Source organism: Lacrimispora sp. BS-2, from assembly GCF_040207125.1.
GTDB lineage: Bacteria > Bacillota > Clostridia > Lachnospirales > Lachnospiraceae > Lacrimispora.
Map to the genome: position 1 here is coordinate 2,123,772 of NZ_CP157940.1, position 26,827 is coordinate 2,150,598.

Below are 26,827 nucleotides of genomic sequence, written 5' to 3' on the forward strand. Positions count from 1 at the left end.
ACAGTAAGATCGACGTGATAATCTATGAATATCCACAGAAAAAGAGGTGTTTCATCTATGAACTTATTAGAAGTTAAATCAATTTCTAAAACTTATGGCTGCGGTGAAGCCGCAGTACACGCATTAAAAGACGCCAGCTTTTCCGTTCCGAAAGGCGAGTTTGTCGCAATCGTTGGTGAATCCGGCTCTGGTAAAAGTACACTTCTTAATATGATAGGTGCACTTGATACGCCCACTTCCGGCAATGTATTTATTGACGGTAAAGATATTTTTGCAATGAAAGACAGTAGCTTAACAATCTTTCGGCGCAGGAATATTGGATTTATTTTTCAGAGCTTTAATCTGATTCCAGAATTGACCGTTGAACAAAATATCATATTCCCTGTATTACTTGATTACCAAAAGCCCAACAAAAAATATCTGGAAGAATTACTTACGGTGCTTAATTTAAAAGAACGCCGCCACCATTTACCAAATCAATTATCTGGTGGACAGCAACAGCGTGTGGCGATTGGACGTGCCTTAATTACCCGCCCGGCACTCATCCTTGCCGACGAGCCAACGGGTAATCTGGATACACAAAACAGCAGCGAAGTAATCGCTCTGCTAAAAGAAGCTGCAAGAAAGTATGAGCAAACTATTGTTATGATTACCCACAGCCGAAGTATCTCCCAAACTGCAGACCGAATACTGCAAGTATCCGACGGTGTACTGACCGATTTCGGGAGGTGCAGCGAATGAAAAGCTATCTTAGCCTTATCCCGATTTCCGCAAAAGTACATAAACGGCAGAACCGCATGACACTCTTATGTATTATCTTTGCTGTGTTTTTGGTAACGGCTGTTTTCAGTATGGCAGACATGGGCGTCAGAATGGAAAAAGCCAGACTATTAAAAAAGCATGGTGACATAGTACTTCAAGGAATGAGCAGTAGTCCGGCGGCACAGACATTATATGGGATTGCTGCGGTGCTGTTTTTTCTGATACTGATTGCAGGCGTGCTGATGATTTCAAGCAGCATAAACAGCAATGTCGCCCAAAGGACAAAATTTTTCGGAATGATGCGTTGTATCGGAATGAGCAGGCAGCAAATAATCCGTTTTGTAAGACTGGAAGCTCTCAACTGGTGCAAAACTGCGGTTCCAATAGGTCTTATACTTGGAATCGTAATCACTTGGGGCTTGTGTGCTGCGTTAAGGTTTCTGGTAGGTGGAGAATTTGCTGATATTTCTCTTTTTGGAATTAGCCCAACAGGAATTATCAGCGGGATTGTTGTAGGTGTTGTTACGGTTCTCATTGCTGCCAGTTCTCCGGCAAAACGAGCTGCAAAGGTGTCACCTGTAGCGGCGGTATCGGGCAATTCTGAAAATGGAAATAATATTCATAATCCAGTCAGTTGTGGTTTTTTTAAGATTGAAACCGCTCTTGGTATTCATCACGCAATATCCGTCAAGAAAAACTTGATACTTATGACAGGTTCCTTTGCACTTAGCATTATCCTTTTTTTGAGTTTTACAGTTTTCATAGACTTTATCGGTTACCTTATGCCCCAAACATCGAATGCTTCTGACATTAACATTTCAAGTAGTGACGGTTCTAATTCGGTAGACAGTGTGTTGCTTGATACGCTTAGAAATATGGATGGCGTAAAATGTGTTTTTGGTCGTAGAAGTTGTTTCGATATTTCGGCAGAAACAAATAAAGACGGCACGCAGCCCAATACGGTTGATTTGATTTCCTATGATGATTTTGATTTAGATTGCCTTATTAAAGATAAAGAGCTTAGAAAAGGCAGTGAAATTTCAAAAGTATATGGTGGCAGCCATTACGTCCTTGCAACTTGGGATAAAGACAGTCTCTTAGAGATAGGCGATAAAATACAGGTAGGCGAGGAAGAACTTGAAATTGCAGGTATGCTGAAATATGACCCTTTCAATAGTGATGGCAGTACAAACGGAAAAATCACGCTCATTACTTCGGGAGAAACCTTTGCACGTCTAACGGGTATAAGCGATTATTCGCTTGTTATGATACAAACAGCGAAAAACGCAACGGACGAAGATATAGAAGCAATTCGGAACATCGCAGATGACAATTATACATTTGGTGACAGGCGTGACCAGCGTACTACAAGTACCTATATTGCTTTTCTTCTGTTTGTTTATGGCTTTTTGGCAATTATTACTTTGGTTACGGTATTAAATATTATGAACAGCATTTCCATGAGTGTATCTGCAAGAATAAAACAATACGGAGCAATGCGGGCAGTTGGTATGGCTGAACGGCAGATAACAAAAATGATAGCTGCCGAAGCATTTACCTATGCTTCATCTGGCTGTATTGTTGGTTGTGTTGTCGGGCTGTTAATTAGTAAATTCTTATATGACACGCTTATTACTGCCCATTTTAGCTACGCCATTTGGAGTGTACCTATTGTTCCTCTAACGATAATACTTCTGTTTGTAGTGGCTGCTGCTATTGTTGCTGTTTATGCTCCTTCAAGAAGGATTCGGAATATATCAGTAACGGAAACAATCAATGAGTTATAAAGAATCATCTGCCGCACGACGGTAAAAGAAAAAACGTCGTGTAGCAGACATATTTTCACGCACTTAAATTTTTACGGCGGTTTTGAAATAACAATCAAAGCCGCTGTTTTTCTTTTTTAAGCAAAATTTCCTTTATCGTAAGCAATCCGCGATCCGATGGCCTGCGCCAACTAACCACACTTTTCCTTCCATCATCTAATCTCACCTCTTAAGCGTAATGCTAATTGTTCCTCAACTATTTCTGCTCTTTCCTTGCGGTCTATAATTTGGGCAAGTGTCGTTACTTTTAACATAACACAGCACCTATATTGATACAAATAATAATCTTCTAAGATAATCATAAGATTTACCTATATCACTACAATAAATGATCGAAGATTTCTGCATACTTATATTTTTTAACCAGATCAATAAATTCTTCCATTTGCTTTGATATAAATTTGTTTTTATGATATACAATACTAAAGGAGCGGTTCCATGTAGTATCTCTATTCTTAATTACAACGATCCTGCCATTTTCAATCTGCTCTTTTGCAAGTCTAATTGAAAGTACAGCCAGGCAATGATTATCAATCACAGATCGGATTATTGCTGTTGGACAATTTGCAACCATGCTGATATTTATGGATACACCCTGTTCTTTTAAATAGTTTTCAAATAGCTCTCGTGTCCCACTGCCTTCTTCTCGCATTACAAATTTTTCTCCGGCCAGATCCTTAGATGTAAAGCTCTTTTTCTTTGCAAATGGGTGATTAGCACTACATACTAAAACCAAGTAATCATCTACAGCAGGTATCGTCACTAAATCCGGACTCTTCACTCTGCCCTCTACGAGACCAATATCTAACTCAGAATTCAATATCTTCTCTTCAATATGATGTGTATTGTTTATGTAGGAATAGATTTCAACTTTGTCATTTAATTCTTGGTATGAATTCAATATATCACTTGTAAGACAGCTTCCTACTGTAATCGTTGAACCAACTTTAAGCTTTTGATACCCTGTTGTTTCAAACATTTTACTTTCCAAATAATCAAATTGTTCTACCACCTGCTTAGAATATGAAAGCAACTGTCTTCCCTTTTCTGTTATATATAGTTTCTTCGATAACCGTTCAAACAATAGCGTCCCATAATGATCTTCTAACTCCTTAATTGCTTGACTTACGGTTGGCTGGGATACATAAAACTTAGCTGCAGCAATGCTCATCTTTCCACTTTGTGCTACTTCGTTAAATATTCTTAAATGGCGTATCGTCATGGAATCACCTCTATTTTATTTTCTATCATAGGTTTTACCTATGACTTGGATAAGATATTATCACTTTTATTATATTAAAACAAGTGCTATATTAAACATATGTTAAAAAATAAACAAAGGGGTGTAGCTGTGAAGATTTTAATTATTGGCGGTGTTGCCGCAGGTACTAAAGTTGCAGCAAAGTTAAAACGTGAAAATCGCGACTATGACGTAACGATTTTAACCAAAAGCAAGGATATCTCCTACGCTGGTTGTGGGTTGCCTTACTATGTTGGTAACGTAATCGAGCAACGGGAGCAATTAATAGTCAACACACCAGCTAGTTTTTCAGCGTTAACTGGTGTCACAGTATTGACTGAGACTGAAGTTATCAAAATGAACCGGGATCAAAAAACTGTAGAAGCAAAGAACCTGGCAACGAACGAAATTTCTACATATTCCTATGACAAGTTAGTGATCGCTTCCGGAGCAAGCCCAATGAAACCAACGATCGAGGGGGTTACATTAGATGGCGTATATTTCATGAGAACTCCTGAAGATGCCATTGGTCTTCGCGAAGCAGTAGAAGCAGGAAAGATCAAACGTGCAGTCGTTGTAGGCGGTGGTTTTATTGGCCTTGAAGTTGCTGAGAACTTAAGCCTCCAAGGTGTACGCGTAACTGTACTGGATATGGCTGATCACATCTTACCTGGTTTTGACCCTGAATTTGCAGAGTATATTGAAAATCATTTGGCTGACCATAGTATTATGGCAATGACTAATACCAGATTAGAAGCAATTCTAGGTGAAGAGAAAGTTGAGAAAGTTCAAACCGGAAAACGTGCTATCAAATGTGATGCAGTAATTCTTGCAATGGGTATTCGTGCTAACACATCCTTTGCTGTAAACACTGGTCTGGAATTAATGAAAAATCAGACAATCAAGGTAAATGAATTTCTTATGACAAACGATCCTGATATCTATGCAGTCGGTGACTGTGCTTGCGTATCCAATGCATTGACCAAAGAAAGCGCCTGGTCCCCTATGGGTTCATCCGCTAATATTGAAGGACGTATTGCTGCAAGAAACATAGCCGGAAGCCGCACATCCTATCGCGGTGTACTTGGCACCGGTGTTTGCAAATTACCTGAACTTAATGTCGGAAGAACTGGTTTAACAGAAGCAGGGGCTATTGCGGCCGGTTATGATGCTGTTAGTGTTGTTACTGTTGTGGATGATAAAGCACACTACTACCCACAGGCATCTTATTTTATAGTAAAAATGATTGCTGATAAAACTAAAAAGAGATTATTAGGTCTTCAAGTAATAGGTAAAGGCAGCATCGATAAAATGATTGATATCGCAGTTACAGCTCTTACGATGAAGGCAACTTTAGAAGATATCGAGAACATGGATTTAGCGTATGCACCTCCATTCTCCACAGCAATTCATCCATTATCCCATACGGTGAATGTTCTTTTAAATAAAATAAGTGGTGCATTTAATAGTATCACTCCAACAGATTACAAAGCTGGTAAGGCTGAAGGTTACAAATTAATTGATGCCTCTATTTCCCCATCCATTACAGGTGCTCCTTATATGGATTTAACAAAGGTTACCGGCAAAGTCGCGGACTATTCATTGGATGATAAACTATTACTGGTCTGTTCCAAAGGTAAAAGAGCCTATTTATTACAAAATCGCCTGAAACACTTCGGATATACAAATACTTTAGTTCTTGAAGGTGGATCTATATTTAATTCAATTGAGTTATAGATAGCAGTCAACTAATTTTATGGAGGGAAAAACATGACACAATTAAAAGTAACTGCAGAAGATGAAAAAAGAGTAAAGGCCCTTGGTTTTCTTAGAAACAGGGGAACTGATAACTTTTCAGCAAGAATTATTACTGTCAATGGTAAAATTACTGCAGCCCAGAACAAATGCTTATCTGAGGCATCTGAAATTTATGGTAACGGTATCGTTACTATGACAACAAGATTAACACTTGAATGCCAAGGCGTTCATTACGATAACATAGAGATGTTCCGTGAATATATTGCAAAGGAAGGACTTGTTACCGGTGGTACCGGTTCAAAAGTACGCCCGGTTGTATCTTGCAAAGGAACCACTTGCCAATATGGTCTTATTGATACATTTGCACTTTCAGAAGAAATTCACGAACGTTTCTATAATGGCTATGCAAACGTAAAATTACCTCATAAATTTAAAATTGCAGTAGGTGGCTGTCCTAATAACTGTGTAAAACCAAATTTAAATGACTTAGGCATTATCGGTCAATTAATTCCTAACTATGATGAAGATAATTGTAATGCATGTAAAAAATGTTCTGTTGTAGAATCCTGTCCTATGGCTGCTGCAACGTTAGAAGATGGGGTTCCTACGATTGATAAAGATGTCTGTAACAACTGTGGCCGTTGTGTCGGTAAATGTCATTTTGATTGCATCGAAGATGGCATAAACGGATACAAGATTTACATAGGTGGCAGATGGGGCAAAAAAGTAGCACACGGAATTTCTCTAGATCGTGTAATCACCAGCAAAGAGGAAGCACTAGCAATCATTGAAAAAACAATTCTTCTCTATAGAGAACAAGGACAGACCGGAGAGCGTTTATCCGATACAATTTCTCGTATTGGTTTCGAAAATGTTCAGGCTCAGTTATACACGAATAATTTACTAGACCGCAAACAGGAAATCTTAGACGCTAAGCTCCACTTAGCAGGCGGCGCAACTTGTTAATATAAGCTTTATAATAACCGAATAGAGTAAACGCTCTATCGGTTATTATTTCGGGCTGTATTGTTAAAAATTTAACTACATTTGAGGGGACATTACAAATGATGAAGAAAAAATCTTACCTAGCGTAGACAAAAACTAAAAAAAAGGTACAACTTTTGCAGGTAAAAAGTGTTTAAACTTAGGTATCCTCCTAGCAGGTGGAACACTTAATTTTGCTCAAATCTTAGGATTTGGTGCGAAGGCGCTTCCTTTAATCATTATAAATATGTGCTTATCCTTTACAGTAGTATCGGGAATATTGTCCATTCTCACTGCAGCAAATATTCTGTCAGGCATGCCTTCCCCTATTGTATAACGTTATCCGCTAAAACTTCCTTTTGCCGTTTCTGCCATTGCAGCATATTTTATACGTTTTTCCATGCGTTTCAAAAAAGCCCTCCGAAGGCCATTCATTCTCACCTTCAAAAAGAGCTTTTCTTTTACGCATTCTATCTTTTATTTACTTCATAAATCTCTCTGGTCAAGATTCTTAGACACCTCATTGAGATAAGCCTGCCATAAATCAGGGCTGAACTCCAGTACTTTTATCGTACTGTCTTCTATCTCCTTGCTCAGATTTTTTTGAAACAGATCCGATTCAAAGAAATGGATTTTTTCATCCTTATAATCATGATCAATGGTGTAGACCAGATTCATCCCCTGCAGACAGATAACTGTAGCTTTCGGTTGTTCACCATTTAAGGCTTTGATTTTATCAGTACTTTTGTTGTTCATTAAGGCATTAAATCTTTGCAGGTATTGGATGCGTTCTTTTGGCGAAAAATCGATGGTACCGAAGAAGGGTACAATGGCTTTTCCTACCGCACAAAACTCAAACATTGCATTGACTGCCATGAAAAAAAGAGGATCCCTGTCCAGGACTCTATGAAAAAACTCCAAAATGGCCCTTTTTGAGATATCTCTGCCTTTTATAGGTTCCAAATCCTTTTTCCCGATTAAATACCCTATGGGGATAAAGTTATAGACAGCCTCCACATGCCGTTCCATAAGCCGGGTTAGAAGAGAAGGATCTTCCTCTAAAAGCGCTGCTGCTTCTCTCCCGCTATAGCTTATTTTTTTCGCCTCCTTCTTTGCAAGTGAATCTGAAAACAGGTTCAAATAGCCTTTATCGGTGACAAAGGTCATAAGGGGCAGCCGATCTAACGGCAGGCTGAAAAGCAGAAGAAATTGCCCCTTTAAAAATAAAAAGGAGCAATTCATGTTCTCTGTGATTTCCCATAAATTCAAATCCATATAATCCTGTGCCTTGGCGATGGAGGAAAGGAGGACTGTATTAGGATCACCGGAAGATGCTTCAATTTCGGGCATATAAAAAAAGTGGTTAAATGCAGCTCTTTCCCCCCTCCGCAATCTTGATAGCTTTATTCTTGGGAAAATATCAGAATAAGCCTGGTCAAATAAAGGAATGGTACTGCAAAATTCCAGAGGAATGTCAGGATTGTCCATGATATAACCAGAAATAAACACGCATAGCATGTTTAAGATGGTCTTATTTCCCATAAAACTTGATTTCCTGTTACGAAAACTAAGATTTCCATTGCTCTCCTCGTCAAAATCTTCATCAAGAGCATATTCTATGGCATAGGACAGGAACCTTTCCAGTTCATATCTGGAGTTGAAGTCGTATATGACCGGATAAATATGAATGAGTTTTAAATAACAGCTATGATCATATAAGGCATCGGCAAAATAAGCAGCAGCCTTCTTGCAGAATTCCCTTTTTTCCTTTAACAAAGGCAGCCTGCCACCTTTCAGGATCTTACTTAATCCGCTTGGAGTCATGTTCATGCTGATTGCAAAATCTGTTTTCGGCATCTGCGCGATATCAATCAATTCCTCTAGTAATTTACCGGTTTTCATTTCCTTCTCTCCACTGTCTCATATTGGGAAAATAAAAGGGAATCCAAAAACCAGTCAATCTAAGTTTTAGAGATTCCGAGAGCAGAACCGCCAAAATTTCTGGACATCTCATCAAGATAAGCCAGCCATAAGTCAGAGCTGAAATCCAGTAGCTTCATCGTGCGTTCTGATGTTTCCCTTCTTAAAATATCATTAAATAAATCCGTTTCAAAGCAATGGATTTTTTCAGTCTTGTAATCATGATCAATCGTATAGATCAGATTTAGACCCTGCAGACAGAATACTGCCGCTTTCGGCTGTTCACTGTTTACAATCATGACTTTGTCAGAACTTTTTTCGTTTATAAAGGAGTGAAACCTTTGCAAATATGGCATTCGCTCCTCAGGTAGATAATCGATGGATCAGCCTCTAAGGCCGCTGCTGCTTCTCTTCCGCTATAGCTTATTCTCTTGGCATCTTTTTTTACAAGTGAGTTAAAGAATGCATTCAGATAACCTTCTCTTGTGCCCTGACGATGGCGGAAAGAAGATCGATTTTATCATTGCTGGCCGACACCTCCATCGAGGGCATATCAAAAAAGTGATTAAAAGCAGCTCTCTCCGTCTTTCATGCGTTTGATATTTTTATTCTTTGGAAAATATCAGAGTATGAATGGTCAAAAAAAGGAATAGTACTGTAAAACTACAGGGGATTCTCATGATTGTTCTTCATGTGGTCAGAAACAAGAACACAGAACATGTATTTCCAGTTCATATCTGGAGCTGAAATTATATAGGACCGGAAAGATTTGTATAAATTTCAAATAACAGCCTGGGCCATACAGAACTTCGGCAAAAAAGGCAGCCTTCTTCCTTTTAAAATCTTACTTAGTCCGCTCGGAGTCATATTCATGCTGATAGCAAAGTCTGTTTTCGGAGACTGTGCAATTTCGATCAGCTCTTCCAGCAATTTACCGGTTTTCATCTCTTGCTTCCCCACTATTCCATATTCTGAACTAGCATTGTAACATGGTTTTTCTTTTTTGTCTATTTCAGTGTAACCTTTTATCTCATCTTTTCCTGTTTTGGAAAATAATGTTACCCATTTTTTCTTTTTTGTCTAATTTCCTGTAACTTTTTATAAAAACTTTCAAGCATCAGGTAACGCAACTTTATATAATCTTCATAGGATTCTTTACGCTAAAGTCGGATCAGCGGATGAATTACTACAAATAGAAAGCCGTAATTCTCAGGCAAATGCCTGAAATTAGATGAAAGGCAGTAACAAAAGGAGGAATGAGATTGAAAATAAGAAAACAAAGACGGCTGGTAAGCTGGCTGTTGGTACTAATGATGGTGCTGAACGTGTTTTTGCCGCTCAACACCGTATGGGCTGAAGATCTGATTTCCGCAGGGGAACACATAATCAGCCAAAACACAGGTACACCTTCCAATGCAGACCGGGATCCGATGGATGCCGATCATGAGAAAACCCAAGACCCCACAGGAACTCCTTCCAATGCAGGCAGGGATCCAGCGGGTTCCGGTAATGGATCATCCGGTGCGCCAAAAGCCACACCTTCCAGCGTGAGTCTTCTGCCGGCCACCGCGCCTGGTAACGCGGGACCTCAGACGATTGACCCAACAATACTGGAACCTGAAATTGAAGCGAAGAAGAACAATACCCTGCTCAAGGATGGCGACACAATCTTAAATACTGACATTATTAATATTAAGTTTAAGATAAAAGTACCGGTAATAAATGATAATCCTGTACCGCCTTTCTATGTCAGCAAGAACGATACTGCAACCATAGAACTGGGCAGCGGATTTACAGTAACTCCGGCAGAATCGGCGCTGAAAGCATCTGATGGTACTGTTATCGGACATGTGAAAATGATGACCAATGCGGAAGGCAAAGTAATTGCACAGATTCTCTTTGACTGGGATGACAGCATTGACGATGAGGAGAATCCTGTATTTAACATTGAAGCCGGCTTCGATGCGAAAATTACATACGACGAAAGCAATGCCGAAACCGAAAATGGCAAAAAAGTAATCAAAATCTTAGACAAGACCTTTTTTGTCACAGTCCCTGCCGCAAAAATTCTTTATCATGTAAGCAAAAAAGGGACTGTGAACTGGAACGAACAGGCTGTGGAGTGGAAGGTTGTAATTACTGCATCACAGGACGGAAATCCCATCGATCTAGAGGGCTATAAGTTCAGTGACAATTTAGCCAATGTGGGGGCCTATGTATCAGGTTCCTTAAATGTAAGCAATGAATTTAAGGCACCCACGGATTTATCTCCCCTGACTTATCTATTCCCAAGCGGCTCTATATCACCGCAGACCGTAACCTTCAAGACATCAATCTTACCGTCCGACCTTTTCTCCAATAGTGAGCCTTCCATCAGGAATAAGGCCCAACTATTAGATTCCTCCGGCAAATCCGTAGATGAAGGTTCTGATATTGTCAAACTTGAAAAAAAGTGGATCACCAAAAGACATGTTAAGACAAATGATAGTAACGAAGATCGTTATAATCCCACTGGCCGCACCATTGAATGGGAGATCCTTGCCAACCAACGGGAAGCAGATTTAAAAAATGTTGTAATTACTGATATTACAGATAACGGCCAGACCCTTCATTCGGTAGAATGGTTCATTCCCGATGGATCGGGCGGCTGGGAAACGCAAGGTTTTCTCACTCCTGATGCAGAAGGAACGATCACCATTGGCGATATTCACACTGCGATCAGGCTGATGGTTAAAACTAAGGTACCGGATGATACCAGCGGTGCCGTTTCAAATGTAAAAGAGTATAATAATAAAGCCACGATCACATGGACAGGCGTACCAGGCGGCACAGAGATTGGTACCGGTAACGTGAAGGTAGGTGTTGGTTATAACCCCATTACGAAAGCAGGCACCTTAGACAGCGACAGTTCCTACTGCAAAGTTACATGGACCGTAACGGTTGACCCAAGGGGACAAGACCTTGACTCCATGAATGAAGGACTAAAGGTATACGATCTGCTGGTTTATGGAGAGGACAAATCTGGTTTGAGCGGGAGTTCTGGCTGGCCGAACGGCTTAGGTCCAGAAAACTTTACACCGCAATTCAATCAGAAATATATTGATGGAAGCCTCTCACCGGAATCGGCTCTGGTCACGGTCTATAAGATCAGGGACAGCAGTAACACCCCTATTGCCGACCTGCTGGAGGTATCCGTCCATAAAAGTGCAAAGAGCAGCTTCACTTTTAATTCACAGGTGATTAACCCGGCTATCTTTGCCAGCAACGGAACAAAAAATGTACAAAATACCGCCTCGCTATTTCGTAATACAAATCAATTAAACTCTGCTGCTGCAACAGTGGATATTAAAAGTAATATTCTCAAAAAGAACCTTCTTAAGCGCGGTTTGGATGGAAACAGTGCTGACAGCGTCAATGGCGGAAACATTGGCGATACAGACTCAGGTTTTGATCACAAGACAAAAACAGCAATTTTCCGTCTGAGCGTCAACGCCGATGGCCTGGATTTTACCGATGTCAACGGATTTGACAGCGGTGCTGTTACGATTACAGATACTCTGCCCAATGGTTGGGTATTTGATAAGACCTTCTACAAGATTTTTGAGGGTAAGACGGTGGAGGGACAGGTGGAGGCAGTAAAAGACGTGACCGACACAATCGGAATCACACCGAACTTTACAGATTCCAATGATGCTGCTGGCGCTAATGCTTCCTTTGTTTTTACTGAGCTTAAAAAGCCTTATGTCATCCTTGTAAAGGCCTCTCTCACCGACAAAGCCTATGAAGAATATTTACAGTTGAATCATCCATCTAAGATAGACCGTAATACGGTAACACTGAGCGCCGCAAAGTGGACGCATACTGTAACTGACACGCAGGATATCAAAATTGTTACCAGAGTTCTGGACAAAACATTTGATTTTGACAGTACAAAAGCAGCCTTGACATGGACTGTGGATTACAATCCTTTTGACTTAAGTCTTACTGATGTGAAAATTGAAGACACGATGTCCGAGGGATTAGAACTGCCTATTGATTCTGCAGGCACCCCCGTGTGGGACAAGATACATATTATCAAAATGGAGGTTGGAGCCGGTGGAAACTTGACAGAAACTGCTGAAACAGTTAATCCTGTCAGCTATATCTCTTACAGTGCCGCAGCCCGTACTCTTACCTTTACAGTTCCTGATGTGAAACAAGCGTATCGCCTTACCTATGTGACCGACATCACCCTTGAATCAAGCGGTAAGGTCAACAATTCCGTAAAGCTTGTAGGCAGCGAAGCAGGTGGAGCAAGCACCGGACAAGAGCGCAATGTCTCTTATCAGAGCGGCTGGGCGACCCTTGAACGGGGAGGGAGCTTAACCATAACCAAAGTGGATGGCACTAACTCTGCGATTCATCTCAAAGACGCGCAATTTACCCTGTATGCACAGGACAGTACAACTGTGATCCGCCAGGGTGTGACGGCTGCCGACGGTACACTCAAGTTGAAGGCAATACCCGTTGGAACCTATACATTAAAAGAAACGGCGGCTCCAGCTAACTATGATCCTGATGAAAATACGTACGCAGTAATCGTCTCTAAGGGATCAGATAATAAAATCATCACCTCTATCGGCGGTAAAACCGGTGATAATTCCAATACACTTACAGTGAAAAATTATCCGAACGGCACTGGCGGAAATGTGGGCAGCCTGACCATCACGAAAAAAGTTGTGGGAAATGCCGATGACAGGACCAGGACCTTCGAATTCAAATTGGATCTGGGTGGTGACAGCAACGATTATTTCTGTATCGGGAATGGAGTTCCAAACAGATTTATTAAGAGCGGGGATCTGATCTATCTCACTGACGGACAGAGCATCACTGTAACCGGACTTCCAGAGAACACGGTCTATACTGTTACTGAAGCAGACTATACCGCTGATGGATATCTAACTTCCTATACAGACGCATCCGGCACTATCGTAACCGGCGCAATACAGGTAGCTGCCTTTACCAATACAAAATTCAAACCTGGAAGTCTGGTCATCAAAAAAACGGTTGCAGGAAACAGCAAGGAAACCGGTCCATTTGAGTTCCTTGTTACCTTCACAGCACCGAACGGCGCACTTGATGACAGCTCCTACAACTACACCATTACAGGAAATACTCTGACGAAACAAATCAAGAGCGGTGGTACGATTTCTCTCTCTGATGGGCAAAGCGCCACCATAACCGGACTTCCCAGGGACACAGACTATACTGTAACCGAAAAAGATTATTCCGCAAACGGATTTTCTACTGCCTCTACAAGTTCGTCCGGCACTATTAAGACAGATGAGGAGCAGATAGCAGCCTTCGTCAACACAAAGATCTTACCTGGAAGCCTGACCATCAGTAAGACGGTTGCAGGCAGCGGAGCTGATATCAAAAAGAAGTTTGACTTTACAGTGACCTTTAAAGCAAGTGGTATCTATTCCTATACAGGAAAAGGTGTTCCAGATGGAACGATCAAGAGCGGGGATAAGATTTCTCTGGCCGACGGGGAAAGCATCACCATCAGCGGACTGCCTGACAAAACTGAATATCAGGTGACAGAGGCTAGCGATTCCTCTCAAAGATACACTGCCACCCAAACGGGTGACACCGGCACAATCCGAACACTGGAAACATCAACTGCTGCATTTACCAATACGTACCGTAGACCCACCAGTTCTGGCGGCAGCGGTGGCAGCGGCGGAAAAACACCTTCCGTAAAGCCCAGACAACCAGATCCTGCACAGCCAGACCCCGCAAATCCTGCCGAACCAGGGACACCAACGGGCAATGCAAAGCCCAGGGAAGAACTGACCCCCCAGGAGCTGTATGATATTTTTGGCGAAGTACCTCTTGGCTATATGGTAGGTTCGAATGGAATGCTTCATCCGATGGGCCTCCCAAAGACCGGCGATGACATGTCCGATGATATCATAATTTACGGTTTTCTTATCATTTCGGCGCTTTTAGGCCTGACCTCTTCGAGCATATTGTGGAGAAAACATTTTAATAAGTAACTGCTGAAGATGCTGCGCTGCAGGAACAGTCAAGACCACCGGCTATGAAGTGCACCCCTTAACAGGATTATTGTTTTGTGCCGATTGCGGCGCAAAGCTGTACAACCACAGAATACCCTACCCCACAAGCCATGTAAACAAAAAAGGCTATGTATGCAACAAACCGCCGAAAGATGTTTACACCTGTTCCACCTATAACCTTACGGGCAGGAAATACAACCGCCAATGTACAGGACACCAAATCCGTACCGTTGTTGTGCGGGAATTGGCTCTTGAAGCCATCAAATCCGTAAGCGGCTTTGTGAAGTCCAACGAAGCCAAGTTTGTAAAGCAAGTCCGTGAAACTTCCGCAATCAAGCAGGAAGAAAAAGCAAAGAAAAAGAAAACCGCATAATGCAATTTGACCGCAGAAAGCGGCTTACTCACGAAAACGGGTAAGCCGCTTTTTGCGGTCAAAATCCTTATCTATCAATCTTATCCTATCCATTCCTACAGAGCCTATCATGTTAAAAAAAGCATGACGGTTTTTATGTTGGCATAAATTCATACTCCGTAATGAATTATAAATTTATTTTCGTTTTTTGCCTTTTGAATCAAATCCAAAAGACACGAAATTTGACTGGTAAATTCTTTCTTCGTGTTATTTGCAACAATATCGTAAAACAAATCTAATGATTCGGGAGGGATAAGTGTTATCCCATAACGAGTAAGCGCCGTTTCAGGGCGGCTATAACAATGAAAATAGGTTTTCATTGTTAGTAGTCTATCCCACCAATCGCTAACAACCTCATCATCAATGGCAACACAATTATATTTTTGTGGTGTATATTCATCGCCATAGTCTTTATTTTTATCAAATGTGTCGATTATTCCAAATTCAGCATTACAAGGCATATATTTACTCCATTCAAAATTGTAAATGCTCATTACCTTGTTTAATTATATCATACGCACAATTCACAAACCACAAAAATCGAAAGGAGCATTTTCACATGGCAAAGACGAGAACCGAGAAATTGAAGTAACAAATCAGCGGTTACGGCAGTTAAAGGCACGTATCTCTAAACTGCAAAATTGGCTTAAAGAGGAAATGCAGAACAACGCCCCACCCACCCTTGCAGATGTGATACAGGGTATTCTTGCAAGGCGGGAGCAATCGGGAAAATCTGACCGTTATCAAGCTATCGGCAATCTGAAAGCCGCCGCAAAAATGCTGAACTTTTTACAGCAAAATCAGATTAGGGGATATGGCGGGACTTGATGAAAAATTCTGCTCTATAATTGACGAACAGATGAATATTCGTGAGGAATTGAAACCTGTTGAACGGCGCATGACCGTTTTGAAAAAACATATTGAACAGGTTGACACCTACCTAAAGTACAAGGGCAAAAAAACATTGACGGAAAGTGAGCAGATTTTATTCACAGCGGCAAATACCTACCTGAAAGATGTGATGAACGGCAGAACTGCCTGCCGACAAAGGCATGGAAAGCGGAATATGCCGACCTGACCGCCAAGCGGCAAATCCTCAACCAGCGGTATGTTTCTCTCAAAGACGAGGTAAAAGAAGCCGAGCAAATCCGCAAGAATGTTTGCACTATTTTGCGGCAGGAGCAGCGGGATAGGTTTTGACCAATCCCGCCGCCGCTATTGTAGTGCGATTATTCCATCTATTCAAAATCGTCTAAGCGTTTAGAACGACGATATTCCAGCGGTGTCACCCCAAACTGTTTCTTGAATACTACCGCAAATTTACTGGGATTTTCGTACCCTACCTGTATCGAAATATCCGCAATGGGTGTGTCCGTTGTTTGCAGAAGCTCCGCGGCTTGCTTCATGCGTTTTTTCCGAACATAGGCAGATATATTTTCCCCATATACACATCGGAAATAATTTTTTAGCGTTGTTTCACTTACTTGAAAACGTAAGGCTAATTCTTTAGCGGTATAGTTGGCTTTTAAGTCGGAGCAAAGAATCGCACAGGTTTCTTTTGCAATACGTACTTGCGAGGGGGCAAGATAGCGGATATTTCCGTTCTTCTGATATTCCGGTTTAGAAACAGCTAACAGAAGTTTTGCCACCAATAATTTCATGCCGTTAATGTCTTGGCTGTTCCGTAATGCCCACAATTCAAAAACGATTGCATGTAAATCAAATGATTCCTCAGCAAAATATAAATTATCTTTTAGCTTCAGACTTTCGTACAAGCTTTTCAGGTCTATTCCTAACTCCTGAAAAAGCGGGTAAGGCTCAATATCCAACATATCAAGATGAAATATCAATTCAATTCCCTCATAATGTTCAGTCGGGTATTTGTAATCGCTTCGTGCCTGTTGCGTTCCAATGAAAAGATTGCCGGGCGCAACAAAGCAAAACTTCCCGCTGTCTAAATACATTTCACAGCGTCCATCAATGCAATAGTTGAGCAGTAATGTTCGGGTAGGAAAGCCGTTGCTTACAGGCCATAGAGATGTGAAGATTCGATTAAATGAAAGAATCACACTGGGGAAAAATTGAAACATGGTAAGGCTGCCACTCTCTTTATTTCTCAAAATCATTACGGCTTGATTCGGACCGATATATTCAATTTGAGTTTTTGGATTATTCGATTTGATAACGGAAAACATAGGGAAACCTCGCTTCTATTCTGTTTTTCTAAATTCATGTGTTATTCCCCCCCATATATTATGGATTATTTCAATTTTATATTTGAAATCTTCATTCGTCAACTCAAAAAATACGGAAAATTATTTTCAAAAATAAAATATGCTGTTTGGATTATTTGTGTGTATATGGAGTGGAACGAAAAAATAAGCTATGGTAAACTGTTTTGAGTTAGTCAAGGCTAATCACAGGACGGTAGAATCGCCTGCAAGATTATCGGAAAATACCTTTGAAGGAGAGAAATCAAGTGGAAATCCTAACAAAATTACGGAAAGGCTCCGTTGGAAAAATAAAATCCATCGGGGGCAATGTGCATTTTCAAAGCCGCATTACCTCTATCGGACTGACCCCCGGAAGTGTGATAGAAGTGATTCAAAATGAAAAAAAGCACCCGCTGTTGATTTATAGCCGCGATACAATGCTTGCAATCAACCGAAAGGACGCGGAGCAAATAGGATTGGAGGAAATAAGCCGATGAACACAACAACTATCGCGTTATTGGGACAACCCAATTCGGGAAAGTCAACGCTGTTTAATTCACTGACCGGCTCTAAACAGCACGTTGGGAACTGGCCGGGTAAAACGGTTGAGAAAAAAGAGGGGTATTTTACCCACAACAATACTTCCTACACAGTCGTGGATTTGCCCGGTACATACAGCCTATCCGCCAATTCAGAAGAAGAAGTCATTACAAGAAACTACATTGCGAGCGGCAAGGCGGATATGGTTTGTATTTTGGCGGACGCTTCGCAATTAGAGCGCAGCCTTTACATGATGGCGGACTATGCGGGAATACGAGTACCTGTTTTTTTAGTGCTGAATATGATGGATATTGCCGCTTCACAGGGTAGAGAAATCAACTGCAAGGCGCTTGCAAAAGAACTGCAAATTCCTGTTGTTCCGATGGTAGCCGCAGACAGAAAAAAATATGCTGATTTTTATGCGGTCTTAGAACAAATGGGAAAAGGGACTCCCGCCGAACTGAATACTCAAAATCTTATCTCCTGCTATGAGAAAGTAATCGGACAGAATTACACACAGCTCGTTCAGCTATTGCCCGAAGAAGGTATGAGGATTTACACTTCACAATGGCTGGCGGCAAAGCTGATTGAGGGCGATTCTTTGGCAATGGAATCCGTCCAGTCAGCCGCAAAAGGAAAATGGAGTGAGATTCAAAAAATCATTTCAAGTGTCAACGCAGGAAGTTTGCTCACCGGCGATTCTAAATTCAGGTGGATTGAGGGTCTTCTAAAAAATCATGTTACAAATCCCAGAAAGCGAAAAGAGCGAGGACGCTTTGATAAAATCGCCACCTCTAAAACGTGGGGAAAACCTCTGGCGATTCTGATTATCCTTTTTGGGCTATTGTTATCCATGATGATTGCTATGCCGTTTATGGGGTTATTCAGCTATATTCCCGCGCTATCTGCACCGTTATCCAACGTGATTTTAGGTGTGGGTATCCCTGCTTTTCTTGTTTCCCTGTTGTGTGACGCTGTGCTGGCGGGCATATCCTTTGCCCTGATGATGGCAAGTTTCGTGTTCGGTGTTAGTTTGGTATTTGGCTTTATGGAAGAAGTCGGCTACATGGCGCGTATCTCCTATGTTTTCGACAATACCATGTCAAAGTTCGGCTTGCAGGGGAAAGCTGTTATGCCATTTTTGGTAAGCCTTGGTTGTAATATTGGTGGTGTCGGCAGTACCCGCGTCATTGATTCATGGGGGCAGCGCGTGACCACAATCGCCTTATCATGGGTAGTACCTTGTGCTTCAACATGGGGTGTGGTAGGACTAATTAGCAGCCTGTTCTTTGAGAACATGGCACCAGTCGTTATTTTATCTATGTTTGTTGTTGCATTTCTGCACATCTTCATTACATCAAAAGTTTTCGGGAAACGCTTGATTAAAGAATCTGAACGTACAGGCTTGATTATGGAATTGCCGCCCTACCACAAGCCGCGCTACAAAAACCTGTTCCGCTTTGTTTTAGACCGCATTGGTGATGTGTTAAAAAGAGCATTGAAGATTATCATTTTGGTATCAGTTGTATTTTGGGCATTAGCCTACACCTCAAGCGGTAATATTGAGAACAGTTTGATTTATAAAATCGGAACAGCGATTGAGCCGGTCACCATGATATTCGGTCTTAGATGGCAGATGTTCATGGCATGGATGGCATCCGCTATCGGCAAGGAATCCTCTCTCGGAGTGTTGGCATCTTTGTTCAACTCACAAGGGGTTTGGTCTGCCATTGCCGGGCAAAAGTTGATTGAAACAAATACGGCTGTTGTCGGGACGAATCTGCTTGCCACCATTTCCAAGCCGGAAGCATTAGCTTTTCTGTATGCCTTTTTCTTCAACATGCCTTGCCTTATGACATTAAGTGCTACCGCGCAGGAATCCCACTCCATGAAATGGACATTGCGCATTACGGCATACTATTTGGCTACTGCCCTGCTTTTGTCAACGATTGCGTACCACATTGGGCTATTGATTTTTTAAGAAAGGACGGGCAATGTGCTAACTCAATTACTGGAATACCTGAAAAGCGGAAACACATATAGCATACAGGATTTAGCTGAATTGCTCCACCAAGATGAAGCTGGTGTTCGGATAGAACTTGAATATTTGGAACGGCAGGGCTATATCCGAAAAGTGATTCAACAAAACGATTGCGGTCATAGCTGTAATGGCTGTCATGGTTGCGAACAGCTGCTATCTGGTTTGTCTATGTGGGAAGTTGTCAATCGCACTTAATGAGGATAGAGGGTGATAGCCTTGAAAGAAAAACAATGGGTCTATTGCCCTATCTGCAACAACAAAACACGAATGCAAATTAGGGAAGATACGGTTCTTAAAAACTTCCCCTTGTTTTGCCCCAAGTGCAAGCATGAGATTGTGATTGATGTGTGGCAGTTTAATATCAAGATTGTCAATGAGCAAGACGCAGAGCCGACAACCATGAGAAATCATATTTGTTCTGGGAAACATGAGCTTAAAACAAACATTTTGCCTGATAAACTTTTATTATGACAATCATTTTTATGATTGAGCAATAAACAGCAGCACCGGAAAACCAAAACACATCGCTAATGACGGAGTATCGATGTTGTATAAACATGTGGCACAGAATACACTTTAACATGTAGAGCATGACCAATAAGAAACTATAAAAAATTTTAATTAGGACCGAATTTACAGTGAGGTAACCATTATGTTTGCAGACAGGTTTTAAAATACTATTAGCAGGGACTTTATGAAGATGATGCTTCACAAAGCCTCTGCACAATTTTATTTTTCACTTATGGTCAATGCCCATTTTTCGAGAAATGCACTTAAAAAGTCTTCCTGCTTCCCCTGGCAATTTTTCAGTGGTATCATATTTTTTGATGGAAGTTTCCAATTATAGAAAACTGTTTACACTTCCAAACAACCTACGATACCAAGAAGCCTATTAATGTACTCCACTTAGAAGCATTGGCTTTACGCTTATTTATTACTGTGTTTGATTGATCTGCTGGCTGTTCATAGCATTTAAGAAAACATTCTGCCAATGCATTGGTTGAATAGTTCCATTTAGTGCTTTTTTTACCATTTTTTCTCCTGGTATGTCATACATCAGGTTTCCCTGATTTACTGTTGCTACCACACTGCCCGCAGCAGAGCTTCTAACATTTGAACCACCAGAATTGTGTGAATCTCAAAAACAATTTTTTCCATACTAAATTTAAGAAAACTTCCGAAGACCTTGGAGCTCCTCCAGAAACTTATAGGTTCAGATATCTAAAGCTGTAAAGCCGGCAGGTAGAATGTGCCTTGATAATCACGCTCCAGTGTAACGGTATACCAGTAATCGTATGGCGCATCTTCCATAACGTACCCTTGCCCTCCTTTAAAATGGCAAAAAAATAAAAGATAGATTTTCATAACTGAAAACGTACCTTTCTTTATTTGCCCTTGATTTACCAAGTATCTTGTCCCTATAAGTTATAATTTAAGCCGCAAGCTTTCATGCCTGCGGCTTATTGTTTAAATGGAGATAGTGGGATTCGAACCCATGACCTCTTGAATGCCATTCAAGCGCTCTCCCAGCTGAGCTATACCCCCATGTCCGATATTATAGCAAAGCATTAAAAAAATTGCAACACCATATTGCATTTATTTTTTAAAATGTTATAATAATTCAAGAACATTTGAATATAGTTGTCTTCAGGGCAGGGTGAAATTCCCGACCGGCGGTAAAGTCCGCGAGCGCAAATTGTGCAGAATTGGTGTAATTCCAATACCGACAGTATAGTCTGGATGAAAGAAGATGTGTTAAATAGTGATAATACACCTGTTTATTTTTAACACCTGAAAGGCATACTTTCAGGTGTTACTTATTTTTCAGGAGGCTTTAACATGAATATGACAAAACAAACAAGTAAACTCACCCTCATGGCCATGCTTTGTGCGCTGGCCTTTGTAGCCGTTGTGGCAATCCGGATCCCTCTGATCCCCATGCTGCCTTTCCTGGAGTATGAGCCCAAAGATGTTATTATCATTACCGGCGGCTTCTTATTCGGGCCAATGTCATCTGCACTGATCTCCGTTATCGTATCATTTGTGGAGATGTTTACCATCAGCAGCACCGGAATCATCGGACTGATCATGAACGTTCTTTCTACGGTCGCATTTGTCTGTCCGGCAGCTTACTTCTATAAGAAGCACCATTCCCTTTTGGGTGCATTCCTTGGCATGGTGGCAGGTACCTTACTCATGACCCTGGTCATGGTTTTGTGGAACTACCTTATTACCCCAATTTACATGGGATATCCAAGGGATGCCGTGGTAAAGCTTCTACTCCCTGCATTCGTCCCCTTTAACCTTTTAAAGGGAGGAATCAACACGGCCCTGACTCTTCTTATCTATAAACCATTAGTCAACACGTTGAGAAAATCCAATCTCATGATTCCGACTTCAACGGATGCACCAAAAAAGCAGTCGTTCAATCTTGGCATGACCCTTGCTGCAGGGATCATCTTAATAACCTGTATTTTGGCCGTCCTGGTTATGAAGGGAATTATCTAAGTCAAGCGGATATTCGCAATCCGTTTCGCCACTTGCTCACAGCGTGCCCCGCTTCACCGGGCATAACCGAATAGCAGCTATTGCTGCTTGTCAGGTGGAGTTCTTGTTTCTTGTCGCAAAGCGGCAAGATGATGACACTCCACCTGACACAAGCAAGTCCCCACCTACTACTTAATGATTTTCATATTTGAAGTGGGGGACTTACTTGATTCGGTTAAAAACACGGAAAAGAAGGAGGGCTTCCCGTAAGGCACTCCCACAATAATAAAATATTTGTACAGCACACGGCATAGTCAGTTTGACTATGCCGTTTTGCCGTTTATTTCTTTCATGTCCGGCAATTCAATCACACCCACACACTTGTAATGGATTCCCACCTGCTGTACCCGCCCTCCCGAACATCCACAAGGTTAAAAAACGGGCTAAAAACGAAAAATTTCCACGCTTGCGGAAAGATATGGTATAATAGGGACAAAATGAAAACCGAAACATGGAAAGGTGCATTACAGCTATGAATGCGGCCTTGACAATACAGGAGAAGTGAAAGAATTTGCGGATAGCAACTTTGAAATGGTAAAAAGCAAACATTAAGTAATAAAAATTAAAGACGCTAAAATTTAATGTATACTTCAAAATATGAGGTGAAGAAATCGTGACAAACAAAAAAATCATAGTACAATTTACGGTACTGACATTTTCCATAGCCTATCTTGTGTCAGGTGCTTTAATTGCCCTTGGGCAATTCGGATATTCGGTTCACAATTGGGTTTACTCCTTACAACAATTTGTAATGAATATTCCTTTTGCAATCTATATTTTGTCGCCCGCTATTGCTTCATATATCGTTCTGAAGAAAAATAATAAAATAACAGATTTTAAGGAATGGTTGAAAACTGTTTTTTACGCCAAAAATAACATCTCTCTCTATTTGTTCGTTGCCGCAGGGCTTGCACTGTATTTTTTGATACATATTGCAGTTTCAGGCCCCACGGAAATGGTACTTCCATTTTATACGTTCTTCCTTTCCCTGCCTGGTAATCTTATTATCGGTGGCTTGGAGGAAGCTGGCTGGATGTACATATTACAGCCTGAGCTTGACAAAAAATATGGCTTTGTTTTGTCTTCTGTTTTTGTTGGAAGCATTTGGATTTTATGGCATATCCCTCTCTTCTTCATTCCGGGGACAAATCACGGAGAGGGACTCATTAACTTTTGGATGTTTGCAGTTCAACTCATGGCGTTTCGGTTTTTCAATGGGGCAATCTACAAAATATCCGGAAAAGGCGGTGTGTTTATGTGCGTATTATTCCACACCATGTTCAATGCGGCATCTCCCATCTTTGGCACCATGACTATGACTTGGGCGGGAACAATTGCCGCAAACGCTATGATTGTTCTTATTTCAATTGTAACCGTTATGATATACGACAAAAAGAGTAGACGAATCGTATAAACATTTAGAGTACCTCTTGGGAACCTCCGTTACGCGCAAGAAGGGTTTCTGAAATCTCAGGGCCGAAGTTCCCTAAATAAACTACCAGTGCATCGCAGCCGGCTTTCTTCACATCTTCCAAAGCCTGAACCATATGGATTTCACTTTCTACAATGCATACAGGACATTCGTAAATATTTGTGGCATCATACTTTGCACGATATGCCTCCACCAGAGCTTTTCTTCTGTTCACTGATAAGGATTCCGGGAAACAGTCCCTGCTTACCGCTACGATTCCTACTTTTATTTCCGGGATATTATTCATTCTATCACTCCTCCTGTTATTGTCCAGGCATTTTCATTCGGGCTATATGCCTGTAATTTTATTGTTAAGCATTTGTCAAATAGACGGATTTTCTCCTGAAATGCCAATATAAGCCTGTTTTGGAAGTCCGCCCTCTTTATGTCCAATAAGCCATTTATTCCTTGCAAACAACAGTCTGTCTTCCTCATTCACCGCTTCCCCGGCAGGCTCCAGTTCCGTATTGGTATCCTTTGGCAGGATCACCACACATCGGAAGCCCCCCTCCTCTACATGGCATGGCGCATAATGAAGGGTCGTTGCATAAACCTCGATCACGGTCCCTGCCGGAACCAGGAATGCTTCCATTTTACTCGAATCGTATGTATAATCCGGGGTAATGTCCTGCTGCCTTCCTAAAATCAGGACCAGATCCGTCACAGCAATATTAATCTCTGAATTTCTGTGGTATTCCACTGCGTTCAGCTTCTTATTGTGGCCGTTGCAGTAGCCTACCTGAATGGACAGCTGACCGTACAGCTTCTTTTCCATTTCCCTACAAACTGTCAGCTCCTCTAATTCCGCTACGGAAGGGACATAAATCACCTCCTCCGGAAGAGGCGTCTCCTTCATTTTTTCCAACAGTTCCCCTGCATCATATCCTGTAACCACTTTCCCATATGTGCCAAATGCAGGATCTGTCACTGGTTTCATTGATAATCCCATAGTTTTACCTCTCCTTTTTTATTCTCCAAACACAGCCAGATAGTCCTTTTTAAATTTTTCAATTCCCTGGTCTGTAAGAGGGTGCTGGTCATCTGAACCAGCACCTTATACGGCACCGTTGCAATATCTGCCCCTGCTATTGCACAGTCGATCACCTGGTTAAAATCACGCCCTTCCTTTGCAATCAGGGAAGGATTTGTAGTAACCCCGCAGATAATTCCCATTTCATTGGCCATTCTGATTTCTTCTACATTTGCCGTATCAATAAAAAACGCATATCTTCACCTTCCTGTTTTTCCTTTGTGATTATTTACAAAGCTGCAAGCTTCTTATAGCTGCCCTTTAAATCCTCATACAGTTCCTTATATAACTGATGGTATTTCTTATAAAGACCGGCCTGTTTTTCCTCTGGTCCCGTAGACTTATCCTGGGAGATCAGAGCGTCACAGGCAGCTTCCGCGCTCTCAAAGATTTTGCACCCCACTCCGGCTAAAATAGCGGCTCCAAGGGCCGGTCCTTCTGTCTGGGCCACGGTTTTTACATGGCAGTCATACATATCCGCCAGCATCTGGCGCCATACCTGGCTCTTTCCGCCGCCGCCGCATGCCATCATCTCTCCTACCCTGATTCCCATTTCATTAAGGATATCGTTGCAGTCGCTGAGGGAATAAGAAACTCCTTCCATTACGGCCCGCAGCATATGTTTTCTCGTATGGATGGCAGAAAGTCCAAAAAACACGCCCCTGCAGTCCGGGTCCAGATGAGGAGTTCTTTCCCCCATCAAATACGGAAGATAAATAAGCTTATCACTTCCTGCTTCCACCTGATTCACATCCCGGTTGATGAGATCGTAAAGATCAATTCCCTGTCTGTTTGCTTCTTCCACATAATCCTGGCAGAAATTATCCTTAAACCATTTTAAGGACAGCCCAGCCCCCTGGGTCACTCCCATGACATGCCATGCTCCCGGAACCGCACAGCAGCAGGTATGGACTCTTCCTTTCGGGTCAATGGTAACCTGGCTGCTGTGAGCAAACACAACCCCAGAAGTCCCTATGGTGGTAAAGGCCATTCCATCCTTCACAACTCCTGTTCCGACTGCAGCCGCTGCATTGTCTCCAGCGCCTCCCACGACCTTTGTTCCCACAGAAAGCCCGGTTCTCTCAGCGATCTCAGGAAGCAGGCTTCCCGTCACCTCACAGGATTCAAACACTTCCCCCAAAAGCTTTGGATCAATATCCAGCTTATTTAAAACCTCCTCAGACCAGCACCTGCCGGGCACATCCAAAAGCTGCATTCCGCTGGCATCGGAAACCTCAGTGGCAAAGACTCCGGTTAATACGTAACGGATATAATCCTTAGGAAGAAGGATGTGCCTGCACCTTCCGTAATTCTCCGGCTCATTCTTCCTTACCCATAAAATCTTAGCCGCCGTCCAGCCCGTAAGAGGCGGATTGGCAGTGATTTCGATCCAGCGCTCTTTTGGCATAAGGGTAAGCATGTCTTCCACTTCGGATGCGGTCCTCTGGTCACACCAGATAATAGAGGGACGTATCACCTCATTCTTTTTATCAAGCATCACAAGTCCGTGCATCTGACCTGAAATACCGATTCCTTTTACATCTTCTTTTAAAACCCCTGACTTTGTTATAACTTGGGAAAGGGTATCAAGAACCGCCTCTCTCCAGTCTTCCGGCTTCTGCTCTGCCCAGCCGTTCTTAGGCTGATAAAGGGGATATTCCCTGGAAGCGGAAGCAATCACACCGCCCTTTTCATCAAACAGGACGGTTTTTGTTGCCGATGTCCCCACATCAATTCCAATCAGATAATTCATCCTGATACCTCCTCGAAAGATCTCTTATTCTGATTATAATATACATGCCTGAAAAAAGCGTGCGCTTATTTGTCCAAGTAATAGCACTTTCTTGCACTCTTGCAATGAGCAGTGCGAAATAGGCCGAATGTCCGTGAGCAAGTGAAACCGCAGGTTTCGCGAGCTGCACTGCGGACTTATGGCCCAATTAACCCAACAGCCATATATACCGTTGCCTGCCGCAAATCATTTGATCACATAGACATTTAAACATAGACAAGGTATAATTGAA

General features: G+C 41.8%; 23 protein-coding genes, 1 tRNA gene, 2 pseudogenes and 1 riboswitch. Of the genes and pseudogenes, 15 read left to right on the forward strand and 11 right to left on the reverse strand.

The features are described from left to right. The first annotated feature begins 57 nt into the window (after window positions 1–57). The gene (locus ABFV83_RS10150; RefSeq protein WP_349948738.1) at window positions 58–741 is read left to right on the forward strand and encodes an ABC transporter ATP-binding protein; all 684 of its coding nucleotides are present in this window, start codon (window positions 58–60) and stop codon (window positions 739–741) included. Next, window positions 738–2,549 (forward strand): FtsX-like permease family protein, encoded by a 1,812-nt coding sequence (locus ABFV83_RS10155; RefSeq protein ID WP_349948739.1) that lies wholly within the window; start codon window positions 738–740, stop codon window positions 2,547–2,549. The genes ABFV83_RS10150 and ABFV83_RS10155 overlap by 4 nt, the downstream gene beginning before the upstream one ends. 358 nt (window positions 2,550–2,907) lie before the next feature. Here ABFV83_RS10155 and ABFV83_RS10160 read toward each other — a convergent pair whose 3' ends face one another. Continuing rightward, window positions 2,908–3,810, reverse strand: a complete 903-nt coding sequence (locus ABFV83_RS10160) for a LysR family transcriptional regulator (RefSeq protein WP_349948740.1) — start codon at window positions 3,808–3,810, stop codon at window positions 2,908–2,910. Window positions 3,811–3,939: 129 nt separating this feature from the next. Between ABFV83_RS10160 and ABFV83_RS10165 the strand changes: the two genes are divergently transcribed. The 3 genes from ABFV83_RS10165 to ABFV83_RS10175 all read left to right on the forward strand — a co-directional run bounded on the left by ABFV83_RS10165 (window position 3,940) and on the right by ABFV83_RS10175 (window position 6,907). After that, entirely contained in the window at window positions 3,940–5,565 is a 1,626-nt protein-coding gene (locus tag ABFV83_RS10165) for an FAD-dependent oxidoreductase (protein ID WP_349948741.1), read from the forward strand. Window positions 5,566–5,598: 33 nt separating this feature from the next. After that, window positions 5,599–6,552, forward strand: a complete 954-nt coding sequence (locus ABFV83_RS10170; RefSeq protein WP_349948742.1) for a (4Fe-4S)-binding protein — start codon at window positions 5,599–5,601, stop codon at window positions 6,550–6,552. A gap of 184 nt (window positions 6,553–6,736) precedes the next feature. Then, window positions 6,737–6,907 (forward strand): hypothetical protein, encoded by a 171-nt coding sequence (locus ABFV83_RS10175; RefSeq protein ID WP_349948907.1) that lies wholly within the window; start codon window positions 6,737–6,739, stop codon window positions 6,905–6,907. A gap of 149 nt (window positions 6,908–7,056) precedes the next feature. Here ABFV83_RS10175 and ABFV83_RS10180 read toward each other — a convergent pair whose 3' ends face one another. The 3 genes from ABFV83_RS10180 to ABFV83_RS10190 all read right to left on the reverse strand — a co-directional run bounded on the left by ABFV83_RS10180 (window position 7,057) and on the right by ABFV83_RS10190 (window position 9,435). Further along, window positions 7,057–8,472 carry a hypothetical protein gene (locus ABFV83_RS10180; RefSeq protein ID WP_349948743.1) on the reverse strand — a complete coding sequence of 472 codons (1,416 nt, stop codon included), beginning with the start codon at window positions 8,470–8,472 and terminating at the stop codon, window positions 7,057–7,059. Window positions 8,473–8,531: 59 nt separating this feature from the next. Continuing rightward, on the reverse strand, window positions 8,532–8,837 hold the full coding sequence (locus ABFV83_RS10185) for a hypothetical protein (protein WP_349948744.1): 306 nt from the start codon (window positions 8,835–8,837) through the stop codon (window positions 8,532–8,534). Between the two features lie 433 nt (window positions 8,838–9,270). After that, window positions 9,271–9,435: a hypothetical protein gene (locus ABFV83_RS10190; protein ID WP_349948745.1), complete on the reverse strand. Its 165-nt coding sequence runs from the start codon at window positions 9,433–9,435 to the stop codon at window positions 9,271–9,273. Window positions 9,436–9,752: 317 nt separating this feature from the next. Between ABFV83_RS10190 and ABFV83_RS10195 the strand changes: the two genes are divergently transcribed. Together ABFV83_RS10195 and ABFV83_RS10200 are read left to right on the forward strand one after the other, a co-directional pair. Continuing rightward, window positions 9,753–14,528, forward strand: coding sequence for a DUF5979 domain-containing protein (locus ABFV83_RS10195; protein WP_349948746.1), 4,776 nt, complete (start codon window positions 9,753–9,755; stop codon window positions 14,526–14,528). 49 nt (window positions 14,529–14,577) lie between these two features. Next, window positions 14,578–14,922: a zinc ribbon domain-containing protein gene (locus ABFV83_RS10200; protein WP_349948747.1), complete on the forward strand. Its 345-nt coding sequence runs from the start codon at window positions 14,578–14,580 to the stop codon at window positions 14,920–14,922. Window positions 14,923–15,071: 149 nt separating this feature from the next. On the opposite strand, the gene ABFV83_RS10205 is transcribed toward ABFV83_RS10200, so the two are convergent. After that, on the reverse strand, window positions 15,072–15,422 hold the full coding sequence (locus ABFV83_RS10205) for a hypothetical protein (protein ID WP_349948748.1): 351 nt from the start codon (window positions 15,420–15,422) through the stop codon (window positions 15,072–15,074). A 25-nt stretch (window positions 15,423–15,447) separates the two neighbouring features. Between ABFV83_RS10205 and ABFV83_RS10210 the strand changes: the two genes are divergently transcribed. Both ABFV83_RS10210 and ABFV83_RS10215 read left to right on the forward strand, forming a co-directional pair. Next, window positions 15,448–15,789 carry a hypothetical protein gene (locus tag ABFV83_RS10210; RefSeq protein ID WP_349948749.1) on the forward strand — a complete coding sequence of 114 codons (342 nt, stop codon included), beginning with the start codon at window positions 15,448–15,450 and terminating at the stop codon, window positions 15,787–15,789. Then, entirely contained in the window at window positions 15,776–16,039 is a 264-nt protein-coding gene (locus ABFV83_RS10215) for a hypothetical protein (protein WP_349948750.1), read from the forward strand. The genes ABFV83_RS10210 and ABFV83_RS10215 overlap by 14 nt, the downstream gene beginning before the upstream one ends. Window positions 16,040–16,199: 160 nt before the next feature. Here the strand turns inward: ABFV83_RS10215 and ABFV83_RS10220 are convergent, their stop codons facing one another. Then, complete coding sequence (locus ABFV83_RS10220; RefSeq protein ID WP_349948751.1) at window positions 16,200–17,156, reverse strand: AraC family transcriptional regulator; 957 nt, start codon at window positions 17,154–17,156, stop codon at window positions 16,200–16,202. A 284-nt stretch (window positions 17,157–17,440) separates the two neighbouring features. Between ABFV83_RS10220 and ABFV83_RS10225 the strand changes: the two genes are divergently transcribed. The 4 genes from ABFV83_RS10225 to ABFV83_RS10240 are packed head-to-tail and all read left to right on the forward strand — an operon-like array spanning window position 17,441 to window position 20,226. Continuing rightward, complete coding sequence (locus ABFV83_RS10225) at window positions 17,441–17,671, forward strand: FeoA family protein (protein ID WP_349948752.1); 231 nt, start codon at window positions 17,441–17,443, stop codon at window positions 17,669–17,671. Then, the gene (gene feoB, locus ABFV83_RS10230; protein WP_349948753.1) at window positions 17,668–19,695 is read left to right on the forward strand and encodes a ferrous iron transport protein B; all 2,028 of its coding nucleotides are present in this window, start codon (window positions 17,668–17,670) and stop codon (window positions 19,693–19,695) included. Before ABFV83_RS10225 ends, feoB begins: the two co-directional genes overlap by 4 nt. Before the next feature lie 15 nt (window positions 19,696–19,710). Continuing rightward, on the forward strand, window positions 19,711–19,950 hold the full coding sequence (locus ABFV83_RS10235) for a FeoC-like transcriptional regulator (RefSeq protein ID WP_349948754.1): 240 nt from the start codon (window positions 19,711–19,713) through the stop codon (window positions 19,948–19,950). 21 nt (window positions 19,951–19,971) lie between these two features. Further along, the gene (locus ABFV83_RS10240) at window positions 19,972–20,226 is read left to right on the forward strand and encodes a cysteine-rich KTR domain-containing protein (protein ID WP_349948755.1); all 255 of its coding nucleotides are present in this window, start codon (window positions 19,972–19,974) and stop codon (window positions 20,224–20,226) included. Between the two features lie 1,001 nt (window positions 20,227–21,227). Here ABFV83_RS10240 and ABFV83_RS10245 read toward each other — a convergent pair. Further along, window positions 21,228–21,300: transfer RNA gene (locus tag ABFV83_RS10245), tRNA-Ala, on the reverse strand. A gap of 94 nt (window positions 21,301–21,394) precedes the next feature. Next, window positions 21,395–21,511, forward strand: a riboswitch (FMN riboswitch). Window positions 21,512–21,594: 83 nt separating this feature from the next. Here ABFV83_RS10245 and ABFV83_RS10250 point away from each other — a divergent pair. After that, entirely contained in the window at window positions 21,595–22,263 is a 669-nt protein-coding gene (locus ABFV83_RS10250) for an ECF transporter S component (RefSeq protein ID WP_349948756.1), read from the forward strand. Window positions 22,264–22,915: 652 nt separating this feature from the next. Further along, the gene (locus ABFV83_RS10255; protein ID WP_349948757.1) at window positions 22,916–23,716 is read left to right on the forward strand and encodes a CPBP family intramembrane glutamic endopeptidase; all 801 of its coding nucleotides are present in this window, start codon (window positions 22,916–22,918) and stop codon (window positions 23,714–23,716) included. A 28-nt stretch (window positions 23,717–23,744) separates the two neighbouring features. On the opposite strand, the pseudogene ABFV83_RS10260 reads toward ABFV83_RS10255, so the two are convergent. From ABFV83_RS10260 to xylB, 4 genes and pseudogenes are all read right to left on the reverse strand, one after another. Continuing rightward, a pseudogene (locus tag ABFV83_RS10260) lies at window positions 23,745–24,020 on the reverse strand (fucose isomerase); the annotation flags it as partial. Window positions 24,021–24,095: 75 nt separating this feature from the next. Continuing rightward, entirely contained in the window at window positions 24,096–24,722 is a 627-nt protein-coding gene (locus ABFV83_RS10265) for a DUF4867 family protein (RefSeq protein WP_349948758.1), read from the reverse strand. Window positions 24,723–24,740: 18 nt separating this feature from the next. Continuing rightward, window positions 24,741–24,958, reverse strand: a pseudogene (locus ABFV83_RS10270) (hypothetical protein). Between the two features lie 74 nt (window positions 24,959–25,032). After that, window positions 25,033–26,556, reverse strand: a complete 1,524-nt coding sequence (xylB, locus tag ABFV83_RS10275) for a xylulokinase (protein WP_349948759.1) — start codon at window positions 26,554–26,556, stop codon at window positions 25,033–25,035. Between the last annotated feature and the right edge of the window lie 271 nt (window positions 26,557–26,827).

Coding starts and splice junctions, on each gene's coding strand:
- ABFV83_RS10150 (WP_349948738.1), top strand. CDS start 58: ATGAACTTATTAGAAGTTAAATCAATTTCTAAAACTTATGGCTGCGGT.
- ABFV83_RS10155 (WP_349948739.1), top strand. CDS start 738: ATGAAAAGCTATCTTAGCCTTATCCCGATTTCCGCAAAAGTACATAAA.
- ABFV83_RS10160 (WP_349948740.1), bottom strand. CDS start 3,810: ATGACGATACGCCATTTAAGAATATTTAACGAAGTAGCACAAAGTGGA.
- ABFV83_RS10170 (WP_349948742.1), top strand. CDS start 5,599: ATGACACAATTAAAAGTAACTGCAGAAGATGAAAAAAGAGTAAAGGCC.
- ABFV83_RS10180 (WP_349948743.1), bottom strand. CDS start 8,472: ATGAAAACCGGTAAATTACTAGAGGAATTGATTGATATCGCGCAGATG.
- ABFV83_RS10190 (WP_349948745.1), bottom strand. CDS start 9,435: ATGAAAACCGGTAAATTGCTGGAAGAGCTGATCGAAATTGCACAGTCT.
- ABFV83_RS10205 (WP_349948748.1), bottom strand. CDS start 15,422: ATGCCTTGTAATGCTGAATTTGGAATAATCGACACATTTGATAAAAAT.
- ABFV83_RS10210 (WP_349948749.1), top strand. CDS start 15,448: ATGCTCATTACCTTGTTTAATTATATCATACGCACAATTCACAAACCA.
- ABFV83_RS10215 (WP_349948750.1), top strand. CDS start 15,776: ATGGCGGGACTTGATGAAAAATTCTGCTCTATAATTGACGAACAGATG.
- ABFV83_RS10220 (WP_349948751.1), bottom strand. CDS start 17,156: ATGTTTTCCGTTATCAAATCGAATAATCCAAAAACTCAAATTGAATAT.
- feoB (WP_349948753.1), top strand. CDS start 17,668: ATGAACACAACAACTATCGCGTTATTGGGACAACCCAATTCGGGAAAG.
- ABFV83_RS10250 (WP_349948756.1), top strand. CDS start 21,595: ATGAATATGACAAAACAAACAAGTAAACTCACCCTCATGGCCATGCTT.
- ABFV83_RS10265 (WP_349948758.1), bottom strand. CDS start 24,722: ATGGGATTATCAATGAAACCAGTGACAGATCCTGCATTTGGCACATAT.
- xylB (WP_349948759.1), bottom strand. CDS start 26,556: ATGAATTATCTGATTGGAATTGATGTGGGGACATCGGCAACAAAAACC.